This window comes from Streptomyces sp. NPDC048277 (genome assembly GCF_040652235.1).
GTDB lineage: Bacteria > Actinomycetota > Actinomycetes > Streptomycetales > Streptomycetaceae > Streptomyces.
In genome coordinates this window covers 125653-146349 of record NZ_JBEZLQ010000007.1, presented here as the reverse complement: position 1 = coordinate 146349, position 20697 = coordinate 125653, and the positions used below count along the sequence as shown (strand labels likewise).

Genomic DNA, 20697 nt, shown 5'->3' with positions numbered 1-20697 from the left:
ACTGATTTTTAGCCATGTCCGAGGCTCGTGACGGGCCCAGGGCCGCGTTCGGACAGTTCTCGGACGGACCTTTCTACCACTCGGGACCGACAGGCCACGGGCCCGCATCTGCCGCTGTTCCCAAGGGAGAACCGCCCCGTGATGCCGTCGTTACGTGCCTTCACGGCCTCTGCACCAGGTGTACGCAAGGAGATTGCGCGCGGCTGATTCGCGCCGGCGCCCGGCGGGACCGCCCGTGACGGTCAGCGCTCGCGCTCCTCCGCCACCGCGGCCTCGTACGCGTGCAGGGTCTCGACGAACAGGCTCCGCTGCGCCGGGGTCAGCGGGGTGAGCACCCGACGCCAGGCGGCGGCGCCGGGCGCGAGCCAGCCGGCGATCGCCTCGTGCTGGGCGGGGGCGATGGCCACGATCCGGCGCCGCCGGTCGGAGGGGTCCTCGCGACGGTCCAGGACGCCCTTCCCGCTCAGGTCCCCCACCATCAGGCTGACCGTGGTGGGCGCCACCTCCAGCCGCGCGGCCAGTTCGTTGACGGTCATGGGTCCGTCGAGCAGCAGACAGGCCAGCAGGGAGAGATGACGGGGTGCCAGCGCCAGCGACTCCAGCGCCTGCGGCACGGGGATGCGCTTCGCCCGGCCCACCATCCGGGGCATGAGCAACAGGAGCTCGCGCACGGTGGCGTCCACGTCACCCGCGGATCCGGCCATATCGCACCCCTCGCCATTTACCTTTGAGAGCAAAGATGCTTTGCTCTCAAAGACATTCGGAACCGGCCTGCCCGCAGCCGCGGACACGAACGGAGATTCCACCATGCCCCACTTCACCGTGCACATCAGCGAGACGGCGCTCGACCGGAAGGCCGAGGAAGGGCTGATCCGCGGGCTCGCGGACGCCGTCGGCTCCGTCTACGGCGAGCAGTTCGGCACGTTGGTCGCGGTCGACCTCATCGGCGTTCCGCCGCACCGGCGCGGTACGGGCGGGGCCGTGACCGGCCGGGCCGCCCCGGACATCACCCTCAGCCTGCGCGAGGCGGCCTACCGGCACCCGCGGGTCCCGGACGCACCCGCCCGCCTGATCACCGCGATCACCGACGCGGTGACCGCCGTACTCGGCGAAGAGGTCCGCGAGCAGACGACCGTCGGCCTGCTGTCCGTACCCGAGGGCCGCTCGGGCATCGGCGGCCGGGTGGCCTGACCGGCGCGTGCAGCGCCCCCGAAGGGGCGCGGGGAACTGCGCGACCAGCCACGACGCACCCTCAGCCGACCGACGACCCATCACGGCGCTCCCAGCGGAGCGCTACGCGTCGTCCGCCAGCTCCAGCCAGCGCATCTCCAGGTCCTCGCGTTCCCCGGCCAGGTCGCGCAGCTGGGCGTCGAGTTCGGCGACCTTGGCGAAGTCCGTGGCGTTGGCGGCGATCTGGTCGTGCAGCTTGGTCTCCTTCTCGGAGACGCGGTCCAGCTGGCGTTCGATCTTCTGGAGCTCCTTCTTCGCGGCGCGCTGATCGGCGGCGCTCCGCTCGGCCGAGGGGGCCTTGGGGGCCACGGCCGTGGCGGCGACCGCCTCCTCCATGCGCCGGCGGCGCTCCAGGTACTCGTCGATGCCGCGCGGCAGCATCCGCACCGTGGCGTCGCCGAGGAGGGCGAAGACCCGGTCGGTGGTCCGCTCCACGAAGAACCGGTCGTGGGAGATGACGATCATCGACCCGGGCCAGCCGTCGAGGACGTCCTCCAGCTGGGTGAGGGTCTCGATGTCGAGGTCGTTGGTGGGCTCGTCGAGGAAGAGGACGTTCGGTTCGTCCATCAGGAGGCGCAGGAGCTGGAGGCGGCGCCGTTCACCGCCGGAGAGGTCGCCGACCGGCGTCCACTGCTTCTCCTTGCTGAAGCCGAACGTCTCGCACAGCTGCCCGGCGGTCAGCTCGCGCCCCTTGCCGAGGTCGACGCGCTCGCGGACCTGCTGGACGGCTTCCAGGACCCGGGTGGCGGGGTTCAGCTCGGCCACCTCCTGGGAGAGGTAGGCCAGCTTGACGGTCTTGCCGACGACGACCCGGCCGGCCGCCGGCTGCGCCTCGCCCTCCGTGCGGGCCGCCTCGGCCATGGCGCGCAGCAGGGAGGTCTTGCCGGCGCCGTTGACGCCGACCAGGCCGATGCGGTCGCCGGGGCCGAGCTGCCAGGTGACGTGCTTGAGCAGCACCTTGGGCCCGGCCTGGACGGTCACGTCCTCCAGGTCGAAGACGGTCTTGCCGAGCCGCGAGGAGGCGAACTTCATCAGCTCGGAGGTGTCGCGCGGCGGCGGCACGTCCTTGATCAGCTCGTTGGCGGCCTCGACGCGGAAGCGCGGCTTGGAGGTACGGGCCGGGGCGCCGCGGCGCAGCCAGGCGAGCTCCTTGCGGACCAGGTTCTGCCGCTTGGTCTCCTCGGTCGCGGCGATCCGCTCGCGCTCCGCGCGGGCGAAGACGTAGTCGGAGTAGCCGCCCTCGTACTCGTAGACGTCGCCGCGCTGCACGTCCCACATGCGGGTGCAGACCTGGTCGAGGAACCAGCGGTCGTGGGTGACGCACACGAGGGCCGAGCGGCGTTCGCGCAGGTGCTTGGCCAGCCAGGAGATGCCCTCGACGTCGAGGTGGTTGGTGGGCTCGTCCAGGACGAGCAGGTCCTGGTCCTCGATGAGCAGCTTGGCGAGCGCGATACGGCGCCGCTCGCCACCGGAGAGCGGGCCGATGACGGTGTCCAGGCCCTTGGGGAAGCCCGGCAGGTCCAGTCCGCCGAAGAGGCCGGTGAGCACGTCGCGGACCTTGGCGTTGCCGGCCCACTCGTGGTCGGCCATGTCGCCGATGACCTCGTGGCGGACGGTGGCCTCGGGGTCGAGGGAGTCGTGCTGGGTGAGGACGCCGAGGCGCAGCCCGCCGGAGTGCGTGACGCGGCCGGTGTCGGCCTCCTCCAGCTTGGCGAGCATCCGGATGAGGGTGGTCTTGCCGTCGCCGTTGCGGCCCACCACGCCGATGCGGTCGCCCTCCGACACGCCGAGCGAGACGCCGTCCAGCAGGGCACGGGTGCCGTAGACCTTGCTGACGTTCTCGACATTGACCAGGTTGACGGCCATTTCACTCCTGCGCACGGGGACGGTCAGCCTCCCAGCGTAATGCGCGCCGGGAGGCCGCCCGGCCGTGAGCCGCTTTCCGCCCGCCCACGGGCGTACCCCGCCGAGGAGGTCGTAGGGCGTCGCGAGGACGGCGCGAAGGGTGCCGCGGTGCACCGGGTCCGTGTCACCCGGGACCGGCGGCCCGCCGCGCCGCGCGTTCCCGGTACCGCTCCACCGCGCGGAGCAGCCAGGTGTCCGACCACGTGTCGAAGTCCACCGGACCGATGTGCCGCTCGGCCGCCACGCAGCGCGGGTCGTCCTGGTAAGCCAGTCCGAACACGGCGTGGATCCGGGTCACCTGGTCCTCGTCGTGCACCAGTCCGGCCAGCGCGTCCGCGATCCCGGGGTCGTGTCCCGGATACTCCGCGAGCCAGGCGCATGCCGCCGAGCGCACGCCGGCGTCGTGGTCCCGCGCCAGCGCGAACACCGTCCGCAGGCTCTCGGGGCGCACCACCAGCCGCGTCTCCGCCCGCTCCAGCGTGTGCGGCAGCGTGCGGCGCACCCCGGCGTCGGGATGCGTCAGGTACGACCGCCCCAGCGCCTCGATCTCCGGGCCCTGTTCCTCGGTCAGCGCGTTGAGAACGGCCCGCAGCACCTCCGGATCCCGTTCCTCGCGCGCCCAGGGCAGCAGGACCTCCGTGCCGCGCCCTTCGAACGGCTCGGGGCCCGGAGGCCAGGGCGGGCCCAGTACGAGGAGCATCAGCAGCTCCGCCGCGAACAGCCGCCGGAGCCGGTCCCCGCTGCGGCTGAGCGCCACGGCGGCCGCCCAGGTCTCCTCGTCCATGCGGCCGCTGAGGGTGCAGACCGCCTGGGACCACACCGCGTGGTCCGGGTTCCCGCGCACCAGCGCCCGCGCGAGCACCTCCTCGAACGGCGCGCGCACCCCGAAACGCGCCTCCAGCACCGTGAGGATCCCGTCGTGCCCGTCCCGCGCGGTCAGCCCGCCCACGGTGAACTGTTCGTACACCGAATACCTGTCCCCGACCACCGCCCGGTCCACCGGCCCGCGGGCACCGCTCAGGCGCCCGAGTTCCGCCGCCACGCCGGCTCCGGCCCACCGCCGGGCCCGCTCCAGCAGCTCGCGCCGGGCGCTCTCCGGGAACCTCACCGGGTCGCTCGTGAGCGCCGACACGATCTCGATCGACCCGCCGTCCACCGCCCGCTGCACCGGCGTGCTCCCGTCGGACAGCAACGCCAGCGAGTCGGCCCGCCCGTCGATCAGCGCGTCGACGACTTTCTCGTCGTACGCCGCCACGGCGACGCAGAGCAGCGGCACCCCGGCGTCCGGGTCGAGCATGTCCGGGTCGGTGTCGTCGTCCAGCAGCCGCCGGACCCCGTCCGCGTCCCCGTTCCGTACGGCCGCGACAAGTTCGTGGATGGTCATGCGCGGGCGCCCCCGTTCCCGTGACCGGGCCGGCCCTGTCGAGCCGCCGGCCGTGCCCCCCGGCCCTGGTCGGAGGCCGGCCGGGGGAGCCTACCGGGGGCCGCGGACGCGGGGCAGGTGATTTACGCGGGGCCGTCGAGCGCCGGTGACAGGACGCGCGCGCCCGGCGCGGGGGACGTCGCCGTGCGGATCGTGCGGCAGGTGCCGGAGGCGAGGAGCGCCTCGGAGACCTTCGCCGCCGACTCGGTGTCGCGGACCAGGAACGCCGTCGTGGGACCGGAGCCGGAGACCAGCGCGGTGAGGGCGCCGGCCGCGCGGCCCGCGTCGAGGGTGTCCGCGAGTTCCGGGAAGAGGGAGAGCGCGGCCGGCTGGAGGTCGTTGGAGACGGCGGCGGCGAGCGCGTCGGGGTCGCCCTCGGCGAGCGCGTCGAGGAGGTCGCGGGAGGCGACGGGCTCGGGGATGTCGCTCCCCTCGGCGAGCCGGTCGAACTCGCGGAACACGGCCGGGGTGGACAGCCCGCGCCCGGCCATCGCGAAGACCCAGTGGAAGGTGCCGCCGACCTCCAGGGCGGTCAACCGCTCACCGCGCCCGGTGCCGAGGGCGGCGCCGCCGACCAGGCTGAAGGGCACGTCGCTGCCCAGGTCGGCGCAGATGGCGAGGAGTTCGGCGCGGGAGGCGCCCGCGCGCCAGAGCTCGTTGCACGCGAGCAGCGCGCCCGCCCCGTCCGCGCTCCCCCCGGCCATGCCGCCGGCGACCGGGATGTCCTTGGCGATGTGGATGTGCACGTTCGGCTCGATGCCCCGGCGCCCGGCGAGCGCGATCGCGGCGCGCGCGGCGAGGTTCGTGCGGTCCAGGGGGACCTGGTCGGCGTCCGGGCCCTCGCAGGTGACGCTCAGCTCGTCGGCGGGCGTGACCGTGACCTCGTCGTAGAGGCCGACGGCGAGGAAGACGTTGGCCAGGTCGTGGAAGCCGTCGGGGCGGGCGGCGCCCACCGCGAGCTGGACGTTGACCTTCGCGGGCACCCGTACCGTGACGCTCACTTACCGGACTCCTTGTGCTCGGCGATCCTCGCGAATTCCTCGACCGTCAGCGACTCCCCGCGCGCCTGCGGCGAGACCCCGGCCGCGACCAGCGCCGCCTCGGCGGCCGCCGCGGACCCGGCCCACCCCGCGAGCGCCGCCCGCAGGGTCTTGCGCCGCTGCGCGAACGCCGCGTCGACGACCGCGAAGACCTCGCGCTTCGACGCCGTCGTCTTGACCGGCTCCGCGCGCCGGACCAGGGAGACCAGTCCGCTGTCGACGTTCGGCGCGGGCCAGAAGACGTTGCGTCCGATGGCGCCGGCGCGCTTGACCTCGGCGTACCAGTTGGCCTTGACGGAGGGCACGCCGTACACCTTGTTGCCGGGTGCGGCGGCGAGCCGGTCGGCGACCTCGGACTGCACCATCACCAGCGTCCGCTCGATGCTCGGGAAGGTGTCGAGCATGTGCAGGAGGACGGGGACGGCGACGTTGTAGGGGAGGTTCGCGACGAGCGCGGTCGGCGCCGGGCCGGGCAGCTCGGTGACGTGCATCGCGTCGGAGTGGACCAGCGCGAACCGGTCCGCGCGCGCCGGCATGCGCGCCGTGACCGTCGCGGGCAGGGCGCCCGCCAGGACGTCGTCGATCTCGACGGCCGTGACCCGGTCGGCGGCCTCCAGGAGGGCGAGGGTGAGGGAACCGAGTCCCGGACCGACCTCGACGACGACGTCGTCCGGGCGGACCTCGGCGGTGCGGACGATACGGCGGACCGTGTTGGCGTCGATCACGAAGTTCTGGCCGCGCTGCTTGGTGGGGCGTACACCGAGCGCTGCCGCGAGCTCACGGATGTCGGCGGGGCCGAGGAGGGCGTCGGGGGTGGGGCTGCTCACGGGACAAGGGTACGGGCCGCCGGGAGCCTTCCCGCCGGTCACCCGTGCAGCCGGGCCCCGCAGTGCGGCCAGGGGGTGGCGCCGCGGGTCACGTAGAGCTTCTTCGCGCGGAACGTCTGCTCCCCGGCCGGCGCGTCCTGCGGGCGCCCGCTGCCGCCGAGGCTGTGCCAGGTGCGGCGGTCGAACTGGTACAGCCCGCCGTACGTCCCGGAGGGGTCCACCGCGTCGGGGCGGCCGCCCGACTCACAGGCGGCGAGACCGTGCCAGTCCAGGCCGTCGGCGCCCTTCACGGAGTCCGGGTGCGGCTTGGTGCCCACCTTCACGAGCTGCGCGCGCGGCTCGCGCACCAGCTCGGACGTCTCGCGGTGCGGCTTCCCCCGGACCCCGTTGACGGTCCGCAGGTAGTACGTGACGCGGCGCAGCCCGGGCCGCCCGGCCTGCTCGACCACCTCGGTGCCCTTGAACAGGGTGGGATCCTGCGTCCGCCGCACCTCGAACGGGATCACCTCCTCGCGCACCTCCTTGCTGCCCGTGACCCGCAGCACGGTCACCGTCTGCCCGTCGCGCGGGAAATCGCCCGGCGGCACGGAGGTGGTGTCCTGGCCGTGCAGGGTGACCCCGGCCTCCTCGACGGCCTCGCGGACGGTCGCGGCGTTGGTGCGGATGGTGCGGGCCCGGCCGTCCGCCAGGATCGTGACGGTGCGCTCGGTGCGGACGTCCAGCGCCAGCCCGGTGCGTCCGATGCCCTGGGAGCGCGAGGCCGACAGGTACGCGCCCTCGGCACGCACCCCCAGCTGCGCGAGCGCTCCCTCCACCGTGCGCGCCGTCGTCCACACCTCGCGCCGCCGGCCGTCCAGGGTGAGCCGGACCGGGCGGCCGTAGCGCACCGCGACCTCGTCACCGCTGGCCAGCGCCGCGCCGGGGGCGGGCGCCACCATGTCGTGCGCCCCCACCTGTACGCCTTCCTCGGTCAGCAGACCGGTCACGTCGTCCGCGAACGTGTGCAGGGTGCGCGGCCTGCCGTCGACGGTCAGCTCGATCGCCTTGTCCTTGGCGAGGAACGCGGTGGTGCCGCCGGCGAGGAACGCGACGACCAGCGCCTGCGGCAGCAGACGGCGCACGGCGGAGTCCGGGCGCTGGGTGTACCGCGCCTTCCGTCGGCGCGCGGCACGCCGTCCCACCACGGCGTGCGCATCCGCCTCGCGCGCCGCGCCGTCCGGCACGCGTCCGCCCTGTCGCGGCAGCACCGGCTCGCTCACGTGCCCGCGCGCCGCTCCCGCGCGCGCATCCGCCTGCGGCGTCCGCTGCGCCTGCGGCTGCCCCGCCGACGAGCCCCCCGCCCCCGCCGAGACCTCGTACGCCGGCCGGTACGTGTCGCCCCCGTACGCCAGGCCGTATCCCAGCGTCGCGGCGTTGTGCACGCCGTACGCGGAGTGCACGCCGGACACACCGGGCACGCCCTGCACTCCGGGCGCGTCATACCCGCCCTGCTCCTCGTGCGCGCCCCGCACGCCCGGCGCACCGTACGCACCGGGCGCGACCTGCTGGCCAGGCGCGGTTTGCCGGCCAGGCGCGCCGGGGTGTCCGTGGGCGCCCTGGTGCCCGTGCGCGCCTCCCGCGCCGTGCGCCCCGGGCGCACCATAGGGGTCGTACGCCCCAAACGTCTCGTACTGCGATGTGCTCACGCCGACACGCTCCAGAAGGCCAGAGGGGTCCGGATCGGGCCACCAGAACCTAGCGGAGCGTTCGTCACTCTCCAAAGCGGCACGGCTACGCCCAGTCACGGCCGAGCCCGGGCCGCACGCAAGTGAGCGTTATGCGCCAGTTATGATCGATACACCCTCAGTAACCGAAGGCGCGGGCCGTGTTCGCGGCCAGGGCCGTCGCCAGCGCGTCCTCGCCGATGCCGCGCACGGCGGCCATCGCACGCACCGTGACCGGAATGAGATACGGGGCGTTGGGCCGTCCGCGGTACGGCGCCGGAGTCAGGAAGGGCGCGTCCGTCTCCACGAGGACCAGCTCCAGCGGGGCGACGGCGAGGGCGTCGCGCAGGTTCTGGGCGTTCTTGAAGGTGACGTTGCCGGCGAAGGACATGAAGTAGCCCTCGCGGGCGCACTCCCCGGCCATCTCGGCGTCCCCGGAGTAGCAGTGGAACACGGTCCGCTCGGGGGCGCCCTCCTCCTTCAGCACGCGCAGGACGTCGGCGTGAGCGTCGCGGTCGTGGATGACGAGGGCCTTGCCGTGCCGCTTGGCGATCTCGATGTGGGCGCGGAAGGAGCGCTCCTGGGCGGCCTTGCCCTCGGGTCCCGTGCGGAAGTAGTCCAGGCCCGTCTCGCCGACGCCCTTCACCTGGGGCAGCCCGGCCAGCCGGTCGATCTCGGCGAGCGCCTCGTCCAGCGCCGCGTCGCCGCCTCCCGCGCGGGCCCCCTGCCGGGACCAACCTCCCCCGGCCCCAGGGGGCTGGGAGGTGCCCCCAGGGTCGCCGTGGACGATGCGCGGGGCCTCGTTGGGGTGCAGGGCCACGGTCGCGTGGACGTTCTCGTGCGCGGCGGCCGTCTCGGCCGCCCACCGCGAGCCCTTGATGTCGCAGCCGACCTGGACGACGGTCGTCACGCCCACCGACGCGGCCTTCGCGAGGCCCTCCTCGACCGTGCCGGACTGCATGTCGAGGTGGGTGTGCGAGTCGGCGACGGGGACCCGGAGGGGTTCCGGCAGCGGCGGCGCCGCGTTCTTGTCGGCCTTGGCCGAGGCGGCGGCCGTACCGGAGGCGTTCGAAGGCATGCCCCGATCCTACGAAAGGGGCATGCCCCGTCCGACCCGCGCCCGGGTCAGCCCGCCTTGCGGTGGAAGGGGTGCAGGAGATCGGACAGGTGCCAGTGGTGAGGCTCCTCGACCTGAGCGGAGGGCTCCGTCGCCGCCGCCGTGGTCTCCTCACCTTCCGCCTCGGCCGGAGGGCCCTGCACCGGTCGCCGATACGACCGCTGCGTGGCGTTCCGCACCGACGAGACCTGCCCCGCGCGCATGATCCGGACGACCTGGCCGTCGCAGTTCTGGCACGCCGGCCGGCTCAGCGGGGACGGGACGACCTGCCCGTTCGCCACATACATGACGAACTCGTGGTTGTCGGCGTCGGTGTGGTGCTCTATCTCGTACGACTGCTCCCAGCCGTGCCCGCATCGCATGCAGGCGAAGGAATACGACTCGTGGACGACGGCTGTGGCCGCACCGCGGAGGCCGGTCTGCCCTGCGATCTCACTCATGCCAGCTCCTCTTGTCCGCTGGACAAGCACCCCCGGCGCGGGGATTCCCCCCGGAATCCCCATGGGGGTGAGGGACGGGTGCGTCCCTGCTGACCAGTGGACGCCTTCACCGGCGCGAATGCAGCAGGCCTGTCGAGTGTTGGAGCCGTTTTGGACTTTGCTTGCCAAATCGGCCTCGCCGCATAGGGCTGGGCTTTGCGTTTCCCGCCCCCGCTTTACCGTCCCGTGGGGCGCCCGCTCAGAGGAGATGCCCCCCGCTCAGAGGAACCATCTCCGCAGGTCAGGGGCGCACGCTCAGGGGAGACGCGACCCGCTCAGAGATCAACGCGCGCCCGCCCGGGAACGCGGGGACGGAGGCGCCCCGCCAGGGGCGCGGGGAACTGCGCGACCAGCCCCCGCGCACCCGCGGCCGACTGCACAAAAGCAACCACAACGGCGCTACGGAAACCGACCTCACCCATCAACACGCTTCGCGGCAACCACAGCGTCGAATACCACCCGCTTCGGAATCCCCGCCTCCACCGCCACCGCCGCGATCGCCTCCTTGCGCCGCTCCCCGGCCTCCTCCCGCACCCGCACCCGCCGCACCAGCTCCTCCGCGTCGAGTTCCTCGGGGCCCCTCTCGGGCGCGCCCTCGACGACGACGGTGATCTCGCCGCGCACGCCTTCGGCGGCCCACACCGCGAGCTCGGCCAGCGGACCGCGCCGTACCTCCTCGTACGTCTTGGTCAGCTCACGGCAGACGGCGGCCCGCCGCTCCGCTCCGAAGACCTCCGCCATGGCGGCGAGGGTGTCGTCGAGGCGGTGCGGGGCCTCGAAGTAGACGAGGGTGCGGCGCTCCTCGGCGACCTCCTGGAGCCGGGAGCGCCGTTCGCCCGCCTTGCGCGGCAGGAAGCCCTCGAAGCAGAACCGGTCCACGGGCAGCCCGGACAGCGCGAGCGCGGTGAGCACGGCGGACGGTCCCGGGACGGCGGTGACCCGGATCTCCTTCTCCACGGCGGCCGCGACCAGGCGGTAGCCGGGGTCGGAGACGGAGGGCATCCCGGCGTCGGTGACGAGCAGCACGCGCGCGCCGCCGACGAGTTCCTCGACCAGTTCGGGGGTGCGGGCGGCCTCGTTGCCCTCGAAGTACGACACCACGCGCCCCTTGGGCGTCACACCGAGCGCCTGCGTGAGCCACCGCAGCCGCCGGGTGTCCTCGGCCGCGATCACGTCGGCGCCGGTCAGCTCGGCCGCGAGCCGGGGCGGCGCGTCCGCGACGTCGCCGATGGGGGTGCCTGCGAGGACAAGGGTTCCAGTCACCTCCCCATCCTCGCAGCAGCCACTGACAGCGCCGTTCCCGGAACCGGGACGGGGACCGGGACCGCGCGATCGCCGATAGCAAAGGAACCCACCTCTAAGCCCCATTGCACGGGACTCACACAGAACGGTTCCCTACGATGGCGCGGTGACCAGTACCGCGTCCTCCACGGACACCCGGCAGGGCCAGGCAGCGCTCGACGAGCGGCCGACGTGGCAGCAGCGGCTGCGCCGATTCGGCTACACGGCGAGCCCGGCGCACACGGTGCACACCACCGGCGGCAGAGGGGCCGCCGGCACCGGCGCGCACGCCGATGTCGTCGACCGTCTGGTCCCGCCGTACGCCGAACCCAGCTCACGGCTGTGGCTCGGGCTGGGCGTGCCCCCGGTGCTGGCCGAGCGGATCACGCGCTGGTCGGCCTGGGGCGGCCCGCTCCTGGTGACGCTGATGGCGGGTCTGCTGCGGTTCTGGAACCTGGGCAGCCCGAAGGCGGTGATATTCGACGAGACGTACTACGCGAAGGACGCGTGGGCGCTCGTCCACCGCGGTTTCGAGGTCAACTGGGACAAGAACGCCAACGATCTGATCCTGCAGGCCAACGGCCATGTCACGATCCCGGCGGACGCGGCCTACGTCGTGCACCCGCCGGTCGGCAAGTACGTCATCGGGCTCGGGGAGCTGATCTTCGGCTTCAACCCGTTCGGCTGGCGCTTCATGACGGCGCTGCTGGGCACGCTGAGCGTGCTGCTGCTGTGCCGGATCGGGCGCCGGATGTTCCGTTCCACGCTCCTGGGCTGCCTGGCCGGCGGGCTGATGGCGGTGGACGGACTGCACTTCGTGATGAGCCGCACCTCGCTGCTCGACGGCGTGCTGATGTTCTTCGTACTGGCCGCCTTCGGGTGTCTGATCATCGACCGGGACAGGTCACGGGAGAAACTCGCGGCCGCGCTCCAGCCGGACGCGGACGGCCGGGTGCGCCCCGACGCGCGCGTGGCCGACGGTTTCCGCTTCGGCTGGCGTCCCTGGCGGTGGGCCGCGGGCGTGCTGCTCGGGCTCGCGATCGGCACCAAGTGGAACGGCCTCTACATCCTGGCCGCGTTCTGCCTGATGGCGCTGTTGTGGGACGTCGGCGCCCGCAAGGTGGCCGGTGCGGTGCACCCGTACAAGGCGGTCCTGAAGTACGACACGGGGATCACGTTCCTGGCGACCGTGCCGGTGGCGATCGCCGTCTACCTGGTCTCCTGGACCGCCTGGATCCTGTCCCCCACCGACGGCACCGGCGGCTACTTCCGCAACTGGGCGGCCACCGACGGCAAGGGCGGCAGCTGGACGTTCCTGCCGGACTGGCTGCGCAGCCTGTGGCACTACGAGCATGAGGTCTACCTGTTCCACGTCGGCCTGTCGTCGCCGCACACGTACATGTCGAACCCGTGGTCCTGGCTCGTCCTCGGCCGCCCGGTGTCGTACTTCTACGAGTCGCCCTCCCCCGGCGTGGACGGCTGCCCGACGAACGCGGGCGAGAAGTGCGCGCGCGAGGTGCTCGCGATCGGCACGCCCCTGCTGTGGTGGGCGGCCTGCTTCGCGATCGCCTACGTCCTGTGGCGCTGGGCCTTCCGCCGCGACTGGCGGGCCGGCGCCATCGCCTGCGGCATCGCGGCCGGTTACCTGCCCTGGTTCATGTACCAGGAGCGCACGATCTTCCTCTTCTACGCCGTCGTCTTCGTGCCGTTCCTGTGTCTCGCGGTGGCGATGATGATCGGCGCGATCATCGGCCCGCCGGGTTCCAGCGACACCCGCCGCCTGATCGGCGCGTCGGGCGCGGGCGTCCTGGTGCTGCTGATCACCTGGAACTTCATCTACTTCTGGCCGCTGTACACGGGCACGGCGATCCCCATCGACTCGTGGCGGTCACGCATGTGGCTGGACACCTGGGTCTGAGTCACCACCCTGGTCGCCGTTCGGACAACATTCGAGCAACACCTGCCACAGGGTCCTCACAACGACTTAAAGTGCGAGCCACAACCAGCTTTTGAACGCGTTCACAAAATGCGGCAAAAGCGCACGGGGAGGGATTTCGCACCATGCGCAAGGGGGTCAAGGGCGCCATCGTCGGCGGCGTCTGCGCAGCCATGCTGGGCGGGGGCGGGTACGCCGCCTACACCGTTCTGTCGGCGCTCCACGGTGACGGCACGCCGGCCGTGCGCAGCGGGCCGCCCACGAAGGACGAGATCAAGGACACCACGCAGAAGTTCTTCGCGGCCTGGGAGAAGGGCGCGTCGGTGACCGCCGCGTCGTTCACGAACGACTCCGCCGACGCCGAACCGGTCCTCACGTCCTTCAGCGCCACCGCGCACATCAAGGACGTGCACATCACATCCGGCACGGCGACCGGCGCCACCGTGCCGTTCTCGGTGAAGGCGACCGTGTCCTACGGCGGGACGTCGAAACCGCTCGCCTACAAGAGCCGTCTGACGGTCGTGCGCGGTGAGACCACGCACCGCGCGCTCGTCGACTGGGACCCGACCGTGGTCCATCCGCAGCTGAGGCGCGGCGACACCCTGTCCACCGGCGAGGCGGCAAGCCCGCCGATCGAGGCCGTGGACCGCAACGGCAAGGTCCTCACGAAGGACACCTACCCGTCCCTCGGCCCGATCCTGGACGAGCTGCGCAGCCGGTACGGCGACAAGTCGGGCGGCACCCCGGGGGTCGAGCTGGTGATCCGGCACGCGTCCGAGGAGTCCGCCGACACCACACTGCTGACCCTCGCCCCGGGGAAGGCCGGCAAGCTGCGTACGACGCTCGACGCGCGCGTGCAGGCCGCCGCCGAGACGGCGGTGACGAAGTACGCCGAGTCGTCGGTGGTCGCCGTCAAGCCCAGCACCGGCGAGGTGCTCGCGGTCGCCAACCACCGCGAGGACGGTTTCAACGCGGCCTTCCTCGGCGAGCTGGCGCCCGGCTCCACCATGAAGATCATCAGCGCGGCCGCCCTCATCGACACAGGGCTGACGACGGCCACAGGGCCGGCCCCCTGCCCGCCGACCGCGACCTGGCAGAGCCAGACCTTCAGCAACCTCAAGGGGCTCCAGCCGGACGAGAAGGCCACCCTCTCGGACAGTTTCGCGCGGTCCTGCAACACGGCCTTCGTGAAGTACGCGGACTCGGTCCAGGTCGACTCGCTCACCAAGGAGGCCGAGGACCGCTTCGGGCTGGGGAGGAACAACTGGAAGGTGGGCGTTCCGAGCTTCGACGGCCGGGTGCCGGCCTCCGGTGGTCCGGACACCGCGGCCAACCTGATCGGCCAGGGCCAGGTGCAGATGAGCCCGCTGAACATGGCCTCCGTGGCGGCGACCGCCTCGACGGGCGCCTTCCGGCAGCCGGTGCTCGTCGCGCAGAAACTGGACGGCCGTGCGCTGGCCACCGCGAAGGGCCTGTCGGCCGGTACCGCCGCCCAGCTGCGCGCCATGATGAACCGCACCGCGACCAGCGGCACCGCGGCCGGGGTGATGCGCGGGCTGAGCGGCAGCATCGGCGCCAAGACCGGCTCGGCCGAGGTCGACGGGCAGTCCAAGTCGAACAGCTGGTTCGCCGGCTACCGCGACGACGTCGCGGCCGCGGCCATGACCCAGGACGGCGGTCACGGCATCGACGCGGCCGGCCCGATTGTCGCGAGTGTGCTACGGATCGGTGGCTGAAGTCACTCCCACAGGCCGGGACTCTAGGCTGGTGCAGTCGTTGGGGAGCGTGAGGGCTACGGGGCGGCGGGGGCCCTGGGGAAGTGCGCGGAGGAACTGAGCTGTGGGCAAGAGAAGGCGCGTCGCCGAGCGACGGAAGAAAAGACCCGCCGTCATCGGCGGGATGATCGCCGTCGTCGTCGGCGGTGCCGGCTTCGGCGTCTACGCCCTCTACGGCGGCGGCGCGGCGGCCGACGCGGCGTCCACGTCGTCGGCCCACAAGGCCGTCAAGACCGGCCCGCTGTCGGCGACCGAGGTGCAGACGACGGCCCGGACCTTCCTGGCGTCCTGGCAGCAGGGCAGGCCCACCCGGGCCGCCGCCGTCACGGACGACGCCGCGGCCTGCATCCGGCTGCTGACCGGCTACTCCAAGGACGCCCACATCAAGGACGTCACCCTCACCGAGGGCAAGCGCACCGGGGCCAAGGTCCCGTTCTCCGTGAAGGCGACGGTGTCGTACAAGGGCGTCAGCAAGCCGCTCGCGTACAACTCCTCGTTCAGCGTCGTCCGGCGCAAGAGCGACGGCAAGCCGCTGGTCGACTGGCACGCCTCGGTCGTGCAGCCGGACATGGAGGACGGCGACACCCTGGTCACCGGGGAGTCCGGCACCCCGCCCATCAAGGCCCTGGACCGCGACGGCGGGGAGATCACCACCGCCAAGTACCCCTCGCTCGGCTCGGTCCTCGACGGGCTGCGCGAGAAGTTCGGCAAGACGGCCGGCGGCAAGGCCGGCGTCGAGCTGCGCGTGGTGCGCGGCAAGGCGTCCGAGAAGGCGAAGCTGTCCGACAAGACGCTGATGGAGCTCAGCAAGGGCACCCCGGGCACGGTGAAGACGACGCTCAGCCCGACCCTGCAGGCGGCCGCGGAGAAGCAGGTCACCACGCAGAAGAACGCCTCGGTGGTCGTGATGCGCCCGTCGACCGGGGAGATCTACGCCGTCGCCAACAGCAGCCACGGCTTCAACGTCGCCTTCCAGGGCTCCCTGGCCCCCGGCTCGACGATGAAGATCATCACGTCGACGATGCTGTTCGAGAAGAACCTCATCACCCCGGACGCGTCGCACCCCTGCCCGAAGACGTACAAGCTCGCGGGCTGGACGTTCCACAACGACGACAACTCCGAGATCAAGCAGGGCACGTTCAAGCTGAGCTTCGGCGCCTCCTGCAACAACGCCTTCATCGACTTCGCGCCGAAGCTGTCCAACAGCGACCTCACCACCGAGGCCCAGCAGGTCTACGGCCTCGGCATGAACAACTGGGCCATCGGCGTCCCGACCTTCGACGGCTCGGTCCCGGTGCAGAGCGGCGCGCAGATGGGCGCCTCGCTGATCGGGCAGGGCGGGGTCCGCATGAACCCGCTGAACATGGCGTCGGTGTCCTCGACCGTGGAGACGGGCACCTTCCACCAGCCGTACCTGGTCGCCCCGAGCGTCGACAACCGGACGATCGCCAAGGCCTCGCGGACGATGTCGTCGAAGACGCAGTCCGAGCTGAAGGAGGTCATGTCCTACACGGCCGGATACGGTACGGCGGCCAAGGCGATGTCCGGTCTGAGTTCGAGCTGCGGCGCCAAGACGGGCTCGGCGGAGGTCGACGGCCAGAAGAAGCCCAACGGCTGGTTCACCGCCTACTGCGGCGACCTCGCCTCCGCGGGCGTGGTGCAGGCGGGCGGCCACGGCGGCGACACGGCCGGACCGATCGTGGCGGCGCTGCTGAAGCTGGGCGGCTCCCTGTAGACGGCTCCCCGCAGGAGCGCGGGATCAGCCGGCGACGGGCGTGGCCATGTAGGTGCGCCTGAGGAAGCGCAGCAGCGCCTTCGACTCGAACTGCACCACCGACGTGCCGTGGTCGGAGTGGAACTCCACCACGGCCTGTACCCGCCCCAACGGCCACACCCGTACGTCACCGGCCTCGGCCGGCGCCCTGAGGCCCTGCTCCAGCAGCGCGCGCGAGAACGTCCACTCGTCCGTCCCGGGCAGCCCGACCCGTACCGACCGCGGGTCGGCGTCGGGGTCGTAGCGCAGGACGACGGGCACCGCGGGCGGCTCCTCCCGCGCGTCCTCGTCCGTGACGATGTGTGCTCGCGCGTACTGCTCGACTACAGACATCGGACTACCCTCTACGCTCCGTGACCCCTGCGACAGTTGCGCATCCGCTTCTTCTCCAATGTCCCATATTTTCCGAAATGCGCCTGAAGACGTCTCCATACTTCCTCGCTCTTGCAAAAGCTTCGCAATAGGACTCTAAAATCGACGGGTGCATGTACCTGACGGATTCATAGACGCCCCCACCTCCGCGGTCACCGGAGCGGTCGCGGCCGGCGCCCTCGCCCTGAGCCTGCGTGGCGCCCGCCGTGAACTCGACGAGCGGACGGCTCCGCTGGCCGGGCTGGTGGCGGCGTTCATCTTCGCCGTACAGATGCTCAACTTCCCCGTCGCGGCCGGAACAAGCGGCCATCTGCTGGGCGGTGCGCTCGCCGCGATCCTCGTCGGCCCCTGCACCGGCGTCCTGTGCGTGTCCGTGGTCCTGCTGATGCAGGGCATCCTCTTCGCGGACGGCGGGCTCACCGCGCTCGGCGTGAACATCACCGACATGGCGATCGTGACCACCGTGGTCGCGTACGCCGTCTTCCGAGGCCTGCTGAAGGTCCTGCCGCGCACCCGGCGCTCGGTGACCGCCGCGTCCTTCGTCGCCGCCCTGCTCTCCGTCCCGGCCGCCTCCGCCGCCTTCACCCTCCTCTACGCCGTCGGCGGCACCACCGACGTGTCCATCGGCAAGGTGGCCACGGCGATGATCGGCGTGCACGTCCTCATCGGCGTCGGCGAGGCCGCGATCACCGCGCTCACGGTCGGCGCCGTCATCGCCGTACGCCCCGACCTGGTGCACGGGGCGCGCGGGCTGCGGCAGGGGCTGAAGCTGCGCGTGAACGGCGTGCTGGTGGACGTGCCCTCGTCACAGGCGGCGCCCACGGCGCCCGTGGCGGCGCGCACCTCCCGCCGCGCGCTGTGGATCACCGGTCTGGCGGCCTCGCTGGTGCTCGCCGGTTTCGTCAGCTTCTACGCCTCCTCCCATCCCGACGGCCTGGAGAAGGTCGCCCACGACCAGGGCATCGACGCGAAGACGGAGGAGCACGCCGCCGCCGGCTCCCCGCTCGCCGACTACGGCGTCGAGGACGTCTCCGACGCCCGCCTCTCCGGCGGCCTCGCGGGCGTCATCGGGGTGGGCGCGACCGTCGTCGCGGGCAGTGCGGTGTTCTGGGCGGTGCGCAGGCGCCGTACTCCCTCCGGGGCGGCCTGAGATGGGCGCGGGCCACTCGCACCGGCTCTACCGGCACGCGCACTCCCCCGTGCACGCGCTCCCGCCGCACACCAAGCTCGCCGCGGCCTTCGCCTTCGTGGTCGTCGTGGTCTCGACACCGCGCGAGGCGATGTGGGCGTTCGCGCTGTACGCCGTGCTGCTCGCGTTCGTCGCCCGGCACGCGCGCGTGCCCGCCGGTTTCCTGCTGAAGCGGCTGCTGATCGAGGTGCCGTTCGTCGCCTTCGCGGTGCTGATGCCGTTCGTGGCGGAGGGCGGGCGCGTCGATGTCCTCGGCCTCTCGCTCAGCGTGAACGGCCTGTGGGGCGCCTGGAACGTCCTCGCCAAGGGAACCCTCGGTGTCGCCGCCTCCGTCCTCCTGGCGGCCACCACGGAGCTGCGCGAACTGCTCCTCGGGCTCCAGCGGCTGAAGCTCCCGCCGCTGCTCGTCCAGATCGCCTCCTTCATGATCCGCTACGGCGACGTCATCACCGACGAGATGCGCCGGATGCGGATCGCCCGGGAGTCGCGTGGGTTCGCGGCGCGGGGCGTGCGCCACTGGGGCGTGCTCGCCAAGTCCGCCGGCGCGCTGTTCATCCGCTCCTACGAGCGCGGGGAGCGCGTCCACCTGGCCATGGTGAGCCGGGGATATGCCGGTTCGATGCCGGTCATCGACGAGGTGACCGCTTCCCGGGCGCAGTGGTCGTACGCCCTCGCGCTGCCCCTGTCCGCATGCGTCGTCTGCCTCCTGGGATGGGCCCTGTGACTGCTTCGCTGGAGGTCTCCGGCCTCGCCTTCGCCTACCCGGACGGGCACCAGGCCCTGTTCGGCGTCGACTTCGGCGTCGCGCGCGGTGAACGCGTCGCGCTGCTCGGGCCGAACGGCGCCGGGAAGACCACCCTCGTGCTGCACCTCAACGGCATCCTGAGCGGCGGCACGGGCACCGTGACCGTGGCCGGACTGCCGGTCGGCAAGCGGCACATGGCGGAGATCCGGCGCCGGGTCGGCATCGTCTTCCAGGACCCGGACGACCAGTTGTTCATGCCGACGGTGCGCGAGGACGTGGCGTTCGGACCGACGGCGGCCGGGCTGAAGGGCGCCGAACTCGACGCACGCGTGCGTACCGCCCTGGACCGGGTCGGCATGGCCGGTTTCGCCGAACGCCCGCCGCACCACCTGTCGTTCGGGCAGCGCCGCCGGGTGGCGGTGGCGACCGTCCTCGCCATGGAGCCGGAGATCCTCGTCCTCGACGAGCCCTCCTCCAACCTCGACCCGGCCTCCCGGCGCGAACTCGCGGACATCCTGCGCTCCCTGGACGTCACGGTCCTCATGGTCACGCACGACCTGCCGTACGCCCTGGAGCTGTGCCCGCGCTCCCTGATCCTGAGCGACGGCACGATCGCCGCCGACGGGCCCACCGGCGAACTCCTCTCCGACGACGCCCTGATGCGCGCACACCGGCTGGAACTGCCGTTCGGTTTCGACCCACGCGCGGCGACGGCGGGGCGCGGGGAGGTGTGACGCGTTTCCGTGACGGCCGTCCCGCGCCTCCCCGTGTCCGGGACAATGGGCGCGTGACGCATCAAGAGGACGCGGGATCGCCACGGCTGGACGACCAGCTGTGCTTCGCGCTGTACGCCGCGCAGCGTGCCGTGACCGCCGCCTACCGCCCGCTCCTCGACGAACTCGGGCTCACCTACCCGCAGTACCTCGTGCTGCTCGTCCTGTGGGAGCGCGGCGAGACCACGGTGAAGGACCTGGCCGGTGCGCTCCGCCTCGACTACGGCACCGTCTCGCCCCTGCTCAAGCGGCTGGAGGGGGCGGGTCTGGTGCGCAGGGAGCGCTCGGAGCGGGACGAGCGCTCGGTGCTCGTGGCGTGCACCGGGCGCGCGGAGGAACTGAGGGCGCGCGCGGCGCACATACCCGGCACCCTGCTCACCGCGACGGGGCTCGGCGGCGCGGAGGTGGCACGGCTGCGCGAGGAGCTGCGGGAGCTCGCGGAACGGGCGGGCGGGGCGGCCTCCCGGCCGGCGTAGCCACCTGCTGTTACCCGCGGTTTCCACCCCCTGCCGCTCCCAGGGCTTCCTACCGGTCGGTACCTTGTGCACGATGTGCTTGCACACATCTGTGTTGCCCACCACTGTTTCCGCCCTGGGGGAGGTCCCGTCGTGATCGAAGGCGCCGCCGTCGACACCCGTCCGACGAAGATCATGTATGTCGCCGAGGCGACCGCGCACGGCGGCCGGGACGGGTACGTCACCAGCCAGGACGGCCAGATCGACCTCAAGGTCGCGATGCCGCCGCAGCTGGGCGGGGACGGGAACGGCACCAACCCGGAGCAGTTGTTCGCGGCCGGCTTCAGCGCCTGCTTCCACAACGCGCTGATCCTCGTCGGCAACCGCTCGGGCTACGACCTGACCGGCTCCACCGTCGCCGCGAAGGTCGGTATCGGCCCGAACAAGACACGCGGCTACGGTCTCGCGGTCGCCCTCAGCGTCTCCCTGCCGGTGCTGGACGCGGAGATCGCGGCGAAGCTGGTGGACGCCGCGCACGAGGTGTGCCCCTACTCGAACGCGACGCGCGGGAACATCGAGGTGACGATCGTCCTCGGCTGAGCCCGGAGCACGTGCCGCAGACCACGCCGTAGCGAGGAATCCGAGCCCTGGCGGCCATGTTTCACTCACTGTC

At 72.2% G+C, this 20697-nt stretch carries 19 protein-coding genes; 9 read left to right on the top strand and 10 right to left on the bottom strand.

Translation table 11 applies throughout. The features are described from left to right. Positions 1-242 precede the first annotated feature (242 nt). A complete protein-coding gene (locus AB0D85_RS17820; RefSeq protein ID WP_362320762.1) occupies positions 243-704 on the bottom strand; it encodes a MarR family winged helix-turn-helix transcriptional regulator in 462 nt (153 codons plus the stop codon). A gap of 103 nt (positions 705-807) precedes the next feature. On the opposite strand from AB0D85_RS17820, the gene AB0D85_RS17815 reads away from it, so the two are divergent. Then, positions 808-1191 carry a hypothetical protein gene (locus AB0D85_RS17815; protein ID WP_362320759.1) on the top strand — a complete coding sequence of 128 codons (384 nt, stop codon included), beginning with the start codon at positions 808-810 and terminating at the stop codon, positions 1189-1191. A gap of 102 nt (positions 1192-1293) precedes the next feature. Here AB0D85_RS17815 and AB0D85_RS17810 read toward each other — a convergent pair whose 3' ends face one another. The 8 genes from AB0D85_RS17810 to rsmI form a co-directional block, all read right to left on the bottom strand. After that, on the bottom strand, positions 1294-3096 hold the full coding sequence (locus tag AB0D85_RS17810; RefSeq protein ID WP_362320757.1) for an ABC-F family ATP-binding cassette domain-containing protein: 1803 nt from the start codon (positions 3094-3096) through the stop codon (positions 1294-1296). A 163-nt stretch (positions 3097-3259) separates the two neighbouring features. Next, positions 3260-4519, bottom strand: coding sequence for a HEAT repeat domain-containing protein (locus tag AB0D85_RS17805; protein WP_362320754.1), 1260 nt, complete (start codon positions 4517-4519; stop codon positions 3260-3262). 122 nt (positions 4520-4641) lie between these two features. Continuing rightward, a complete protein-coding gene (locus tag AB0D85_RS17800) occupies positions 4642-5559 on the bottom strand; it encodes a 4-(cytidine 5'-diphospho)-2-C-methyl-D-erythritol kinase (protein WP_362320751.1) in 918 nt (305 codons plus the stop codon). Then, positions 5556-6425 carry a 16S rRNA (adenine(1518)-N(6)/adenine(1519)-N(6))-dimethyltransferase RsmA gene (rsmA, locus tag AB0D85_RS17795; RefSeq protein WP_362320748.1) on the bottom strand — a complete coding sequence of 290 codons (870 nt, stop codon included), beginning with the start codon at positions 6423-6425 and terminating at the stop codon, positions 5556-5558. Before rsmA ends, AB0D85_RS17800 begins: the two co-directional genes overlap by 4 nt. A 38-nt stretch (positions 6426-6463) precedes the next feature. Then, the gene (locus AB0D85_RS17790) at positions 6464-7891 is read right to left on the bottom strand and encodes a ubiquitin-like domain-containing protein (RefSeq protein WP_362321349.1); all 1428 of its coding nucleotides are present in this window, start codon (positions 7889-7891) and stop codon (positions 6464-6466) included. 376 nt (positions 7892-8267) lie between these two features. Next, complete coding sequence (locus AB0D85_RS17785) at positions 8268-9206, bottom strand: TatD family hydrolase (protein ID WP_362320745.1); 939 nt, start codon at positions 9204-9206, stop codon at positions 8268-8270. A 47-nt stretch (positions 9207-9253) separates the two neighbouring features. Further along, a complete protein-coding gene (locus AB0D85_RS17780; protein WP_362320742.1) occupies positions 9254-9685 on the bottom strand; it encodes a hypothetical protein in 432 nt (143 codons plus the stop codon). Positions 9686-10138: 453 nt separating this feature from the next. Continuing rightward, positions 10139-10987, bottom strand: coding sequence for a 16S rRNA (cytidine(1402)-2'-O)-methyltransferase (rsmI, locus tag AB0D85_RS17775; protein WP_362320739.1), 849 nt, complete (start codon positions 10985-10987; stop codon positions 10139-10141). Positions 10988-11132: 145 nt separating this feature from the next. Between rsmI and AB0D85_RS17770 the strand changes: the two genes are divergently transcribed. The 3 genes from AB0D85_RS17770 (at position 11133) to AB0D85_RS17760 (ending at position 16451) form a co-directional block, all read left to right on the top strand. Then, positions 11133-12923 (top strand): phospholipid carrier-dependent glycosyltransferase, encoded by a 1791-nt coding sequence (locus AB0D85_RS17770; RefSeq protein ID WP_362320736.1) that lies wholly within the window; start codon positions 11133-11135, stop codon positions 12921-12923. Between the two features lie 143 nt (positions 12924-13066). Then, entirely contained in the window at positions 13067-14677 is a 1611-nt protein-coding gene (locus AB0D85_RS17765) for a penicillin-binding transpeptidase domain-containing protein (RefSeq protein ID WP_362320733.1), read from the top strand. 103 nt (positions 14678-14780) lie between these two features. Then, a complete protein-coding gene (locus AB0D85_RS17760) occupies positions 14781-16451 on the top strand; it encodes a penicillin-binding transpeptidase domain-containing protein (RefSeq protein WP_362320730.1) in 1671 nt (556 codons plus the stop codon). Positions 16452-16475: 24 nt separating this feature from the next. Here the strand turns inward: AB0D85_RS17760 and AB0D85_RS17755 are convergent, their stop codons facing one another. Continuing rightward, positions 16476-16823, bottom strand: coding sequence for an SsgA family sporulation/cell division regulator (locus tag AB0D85_RS17755; RefSeq protein ID WP_362320727.1), 348 nt, complete (start codon positions 16821-16823; stop codon positions 16476-16478). Positions 16824-16971: 148 nt separating this feature from the next. Here AB0D85_RS17755 and AB0D85_RS17750 point away from each other — a divergent pair, with 148 nt between their 5' ends. The 5 genes from AB0D85_RS17750 to AB0D85_RS17730 all read left to right on the top strand — a co-directional run bounded on the left by AB0D85_RS17750 (position 16972) and on the right by AB0D85_RS17730 (position 20624). Beyond that, positions 16972-18012, top strand: coding sequence for an energy-coupling factor ABC transporter permease (locus tag AB0D85_RS17750; RefSeq protein ID WP_362320724.1), 1041 nt, complete (start codon positions 16972-16974; stop codon positions 18010-18012). 1 nt (position 18013) lies between these two features. Beyond that, positions 18014-18775: a cobalt ECF transporter T component CbiQ gene (cbiQ, locus tag AB0D85_RS17745; RefSeq protein WP_362320721.1), complete on the top strand. Its 762-nt coding sequence runs from the start codon at positions 18014-18016 to the stop codon at positions 18773-18775. Further along, positions 18763-19530, top strand: coding sequence for an ABC transporter ATP-binding protein (locus AB0D85_RS17740; protein WP_362320718.1), 768 nt, complete (start codon positions 18763-18765; stop codon positions 19528-19530). The genes cbiQ and AB0D85_RS17740 overlap by 13 nt, the downstream gene beginning before the upstream one ends. A gap of 53 nt (positions 19531-19583) precedes the next feature. After that, the gene (locus AB0D85_RS17735) at positions 19584-20045 is read left to right on the top strand and encodes a MarR family transcriptional regulator (RefSeq protein ID WP_362320715.1); all 462 of its coding nucleotides are present in this window, start codon (positions 19584-19586) and stop codon (positions 20043-20045) included. A 132-nt stretch (positions 20046-20177) separates the two neighbouring features. Further along, positions 20178-20624 carry an organic hydroperoxide resistance protein gene (locus AB0D85_RS17730; protein ID WP_362320712.1) on the top strand — a complete coding sequence of 149 codons (447 nt, stop codon included), beginning with the start codon at positions 20178-20180 and terminating at the stop codon, positions 20622-20624. Positions 20625-20697: the final 73 nt, after the last annotated feature.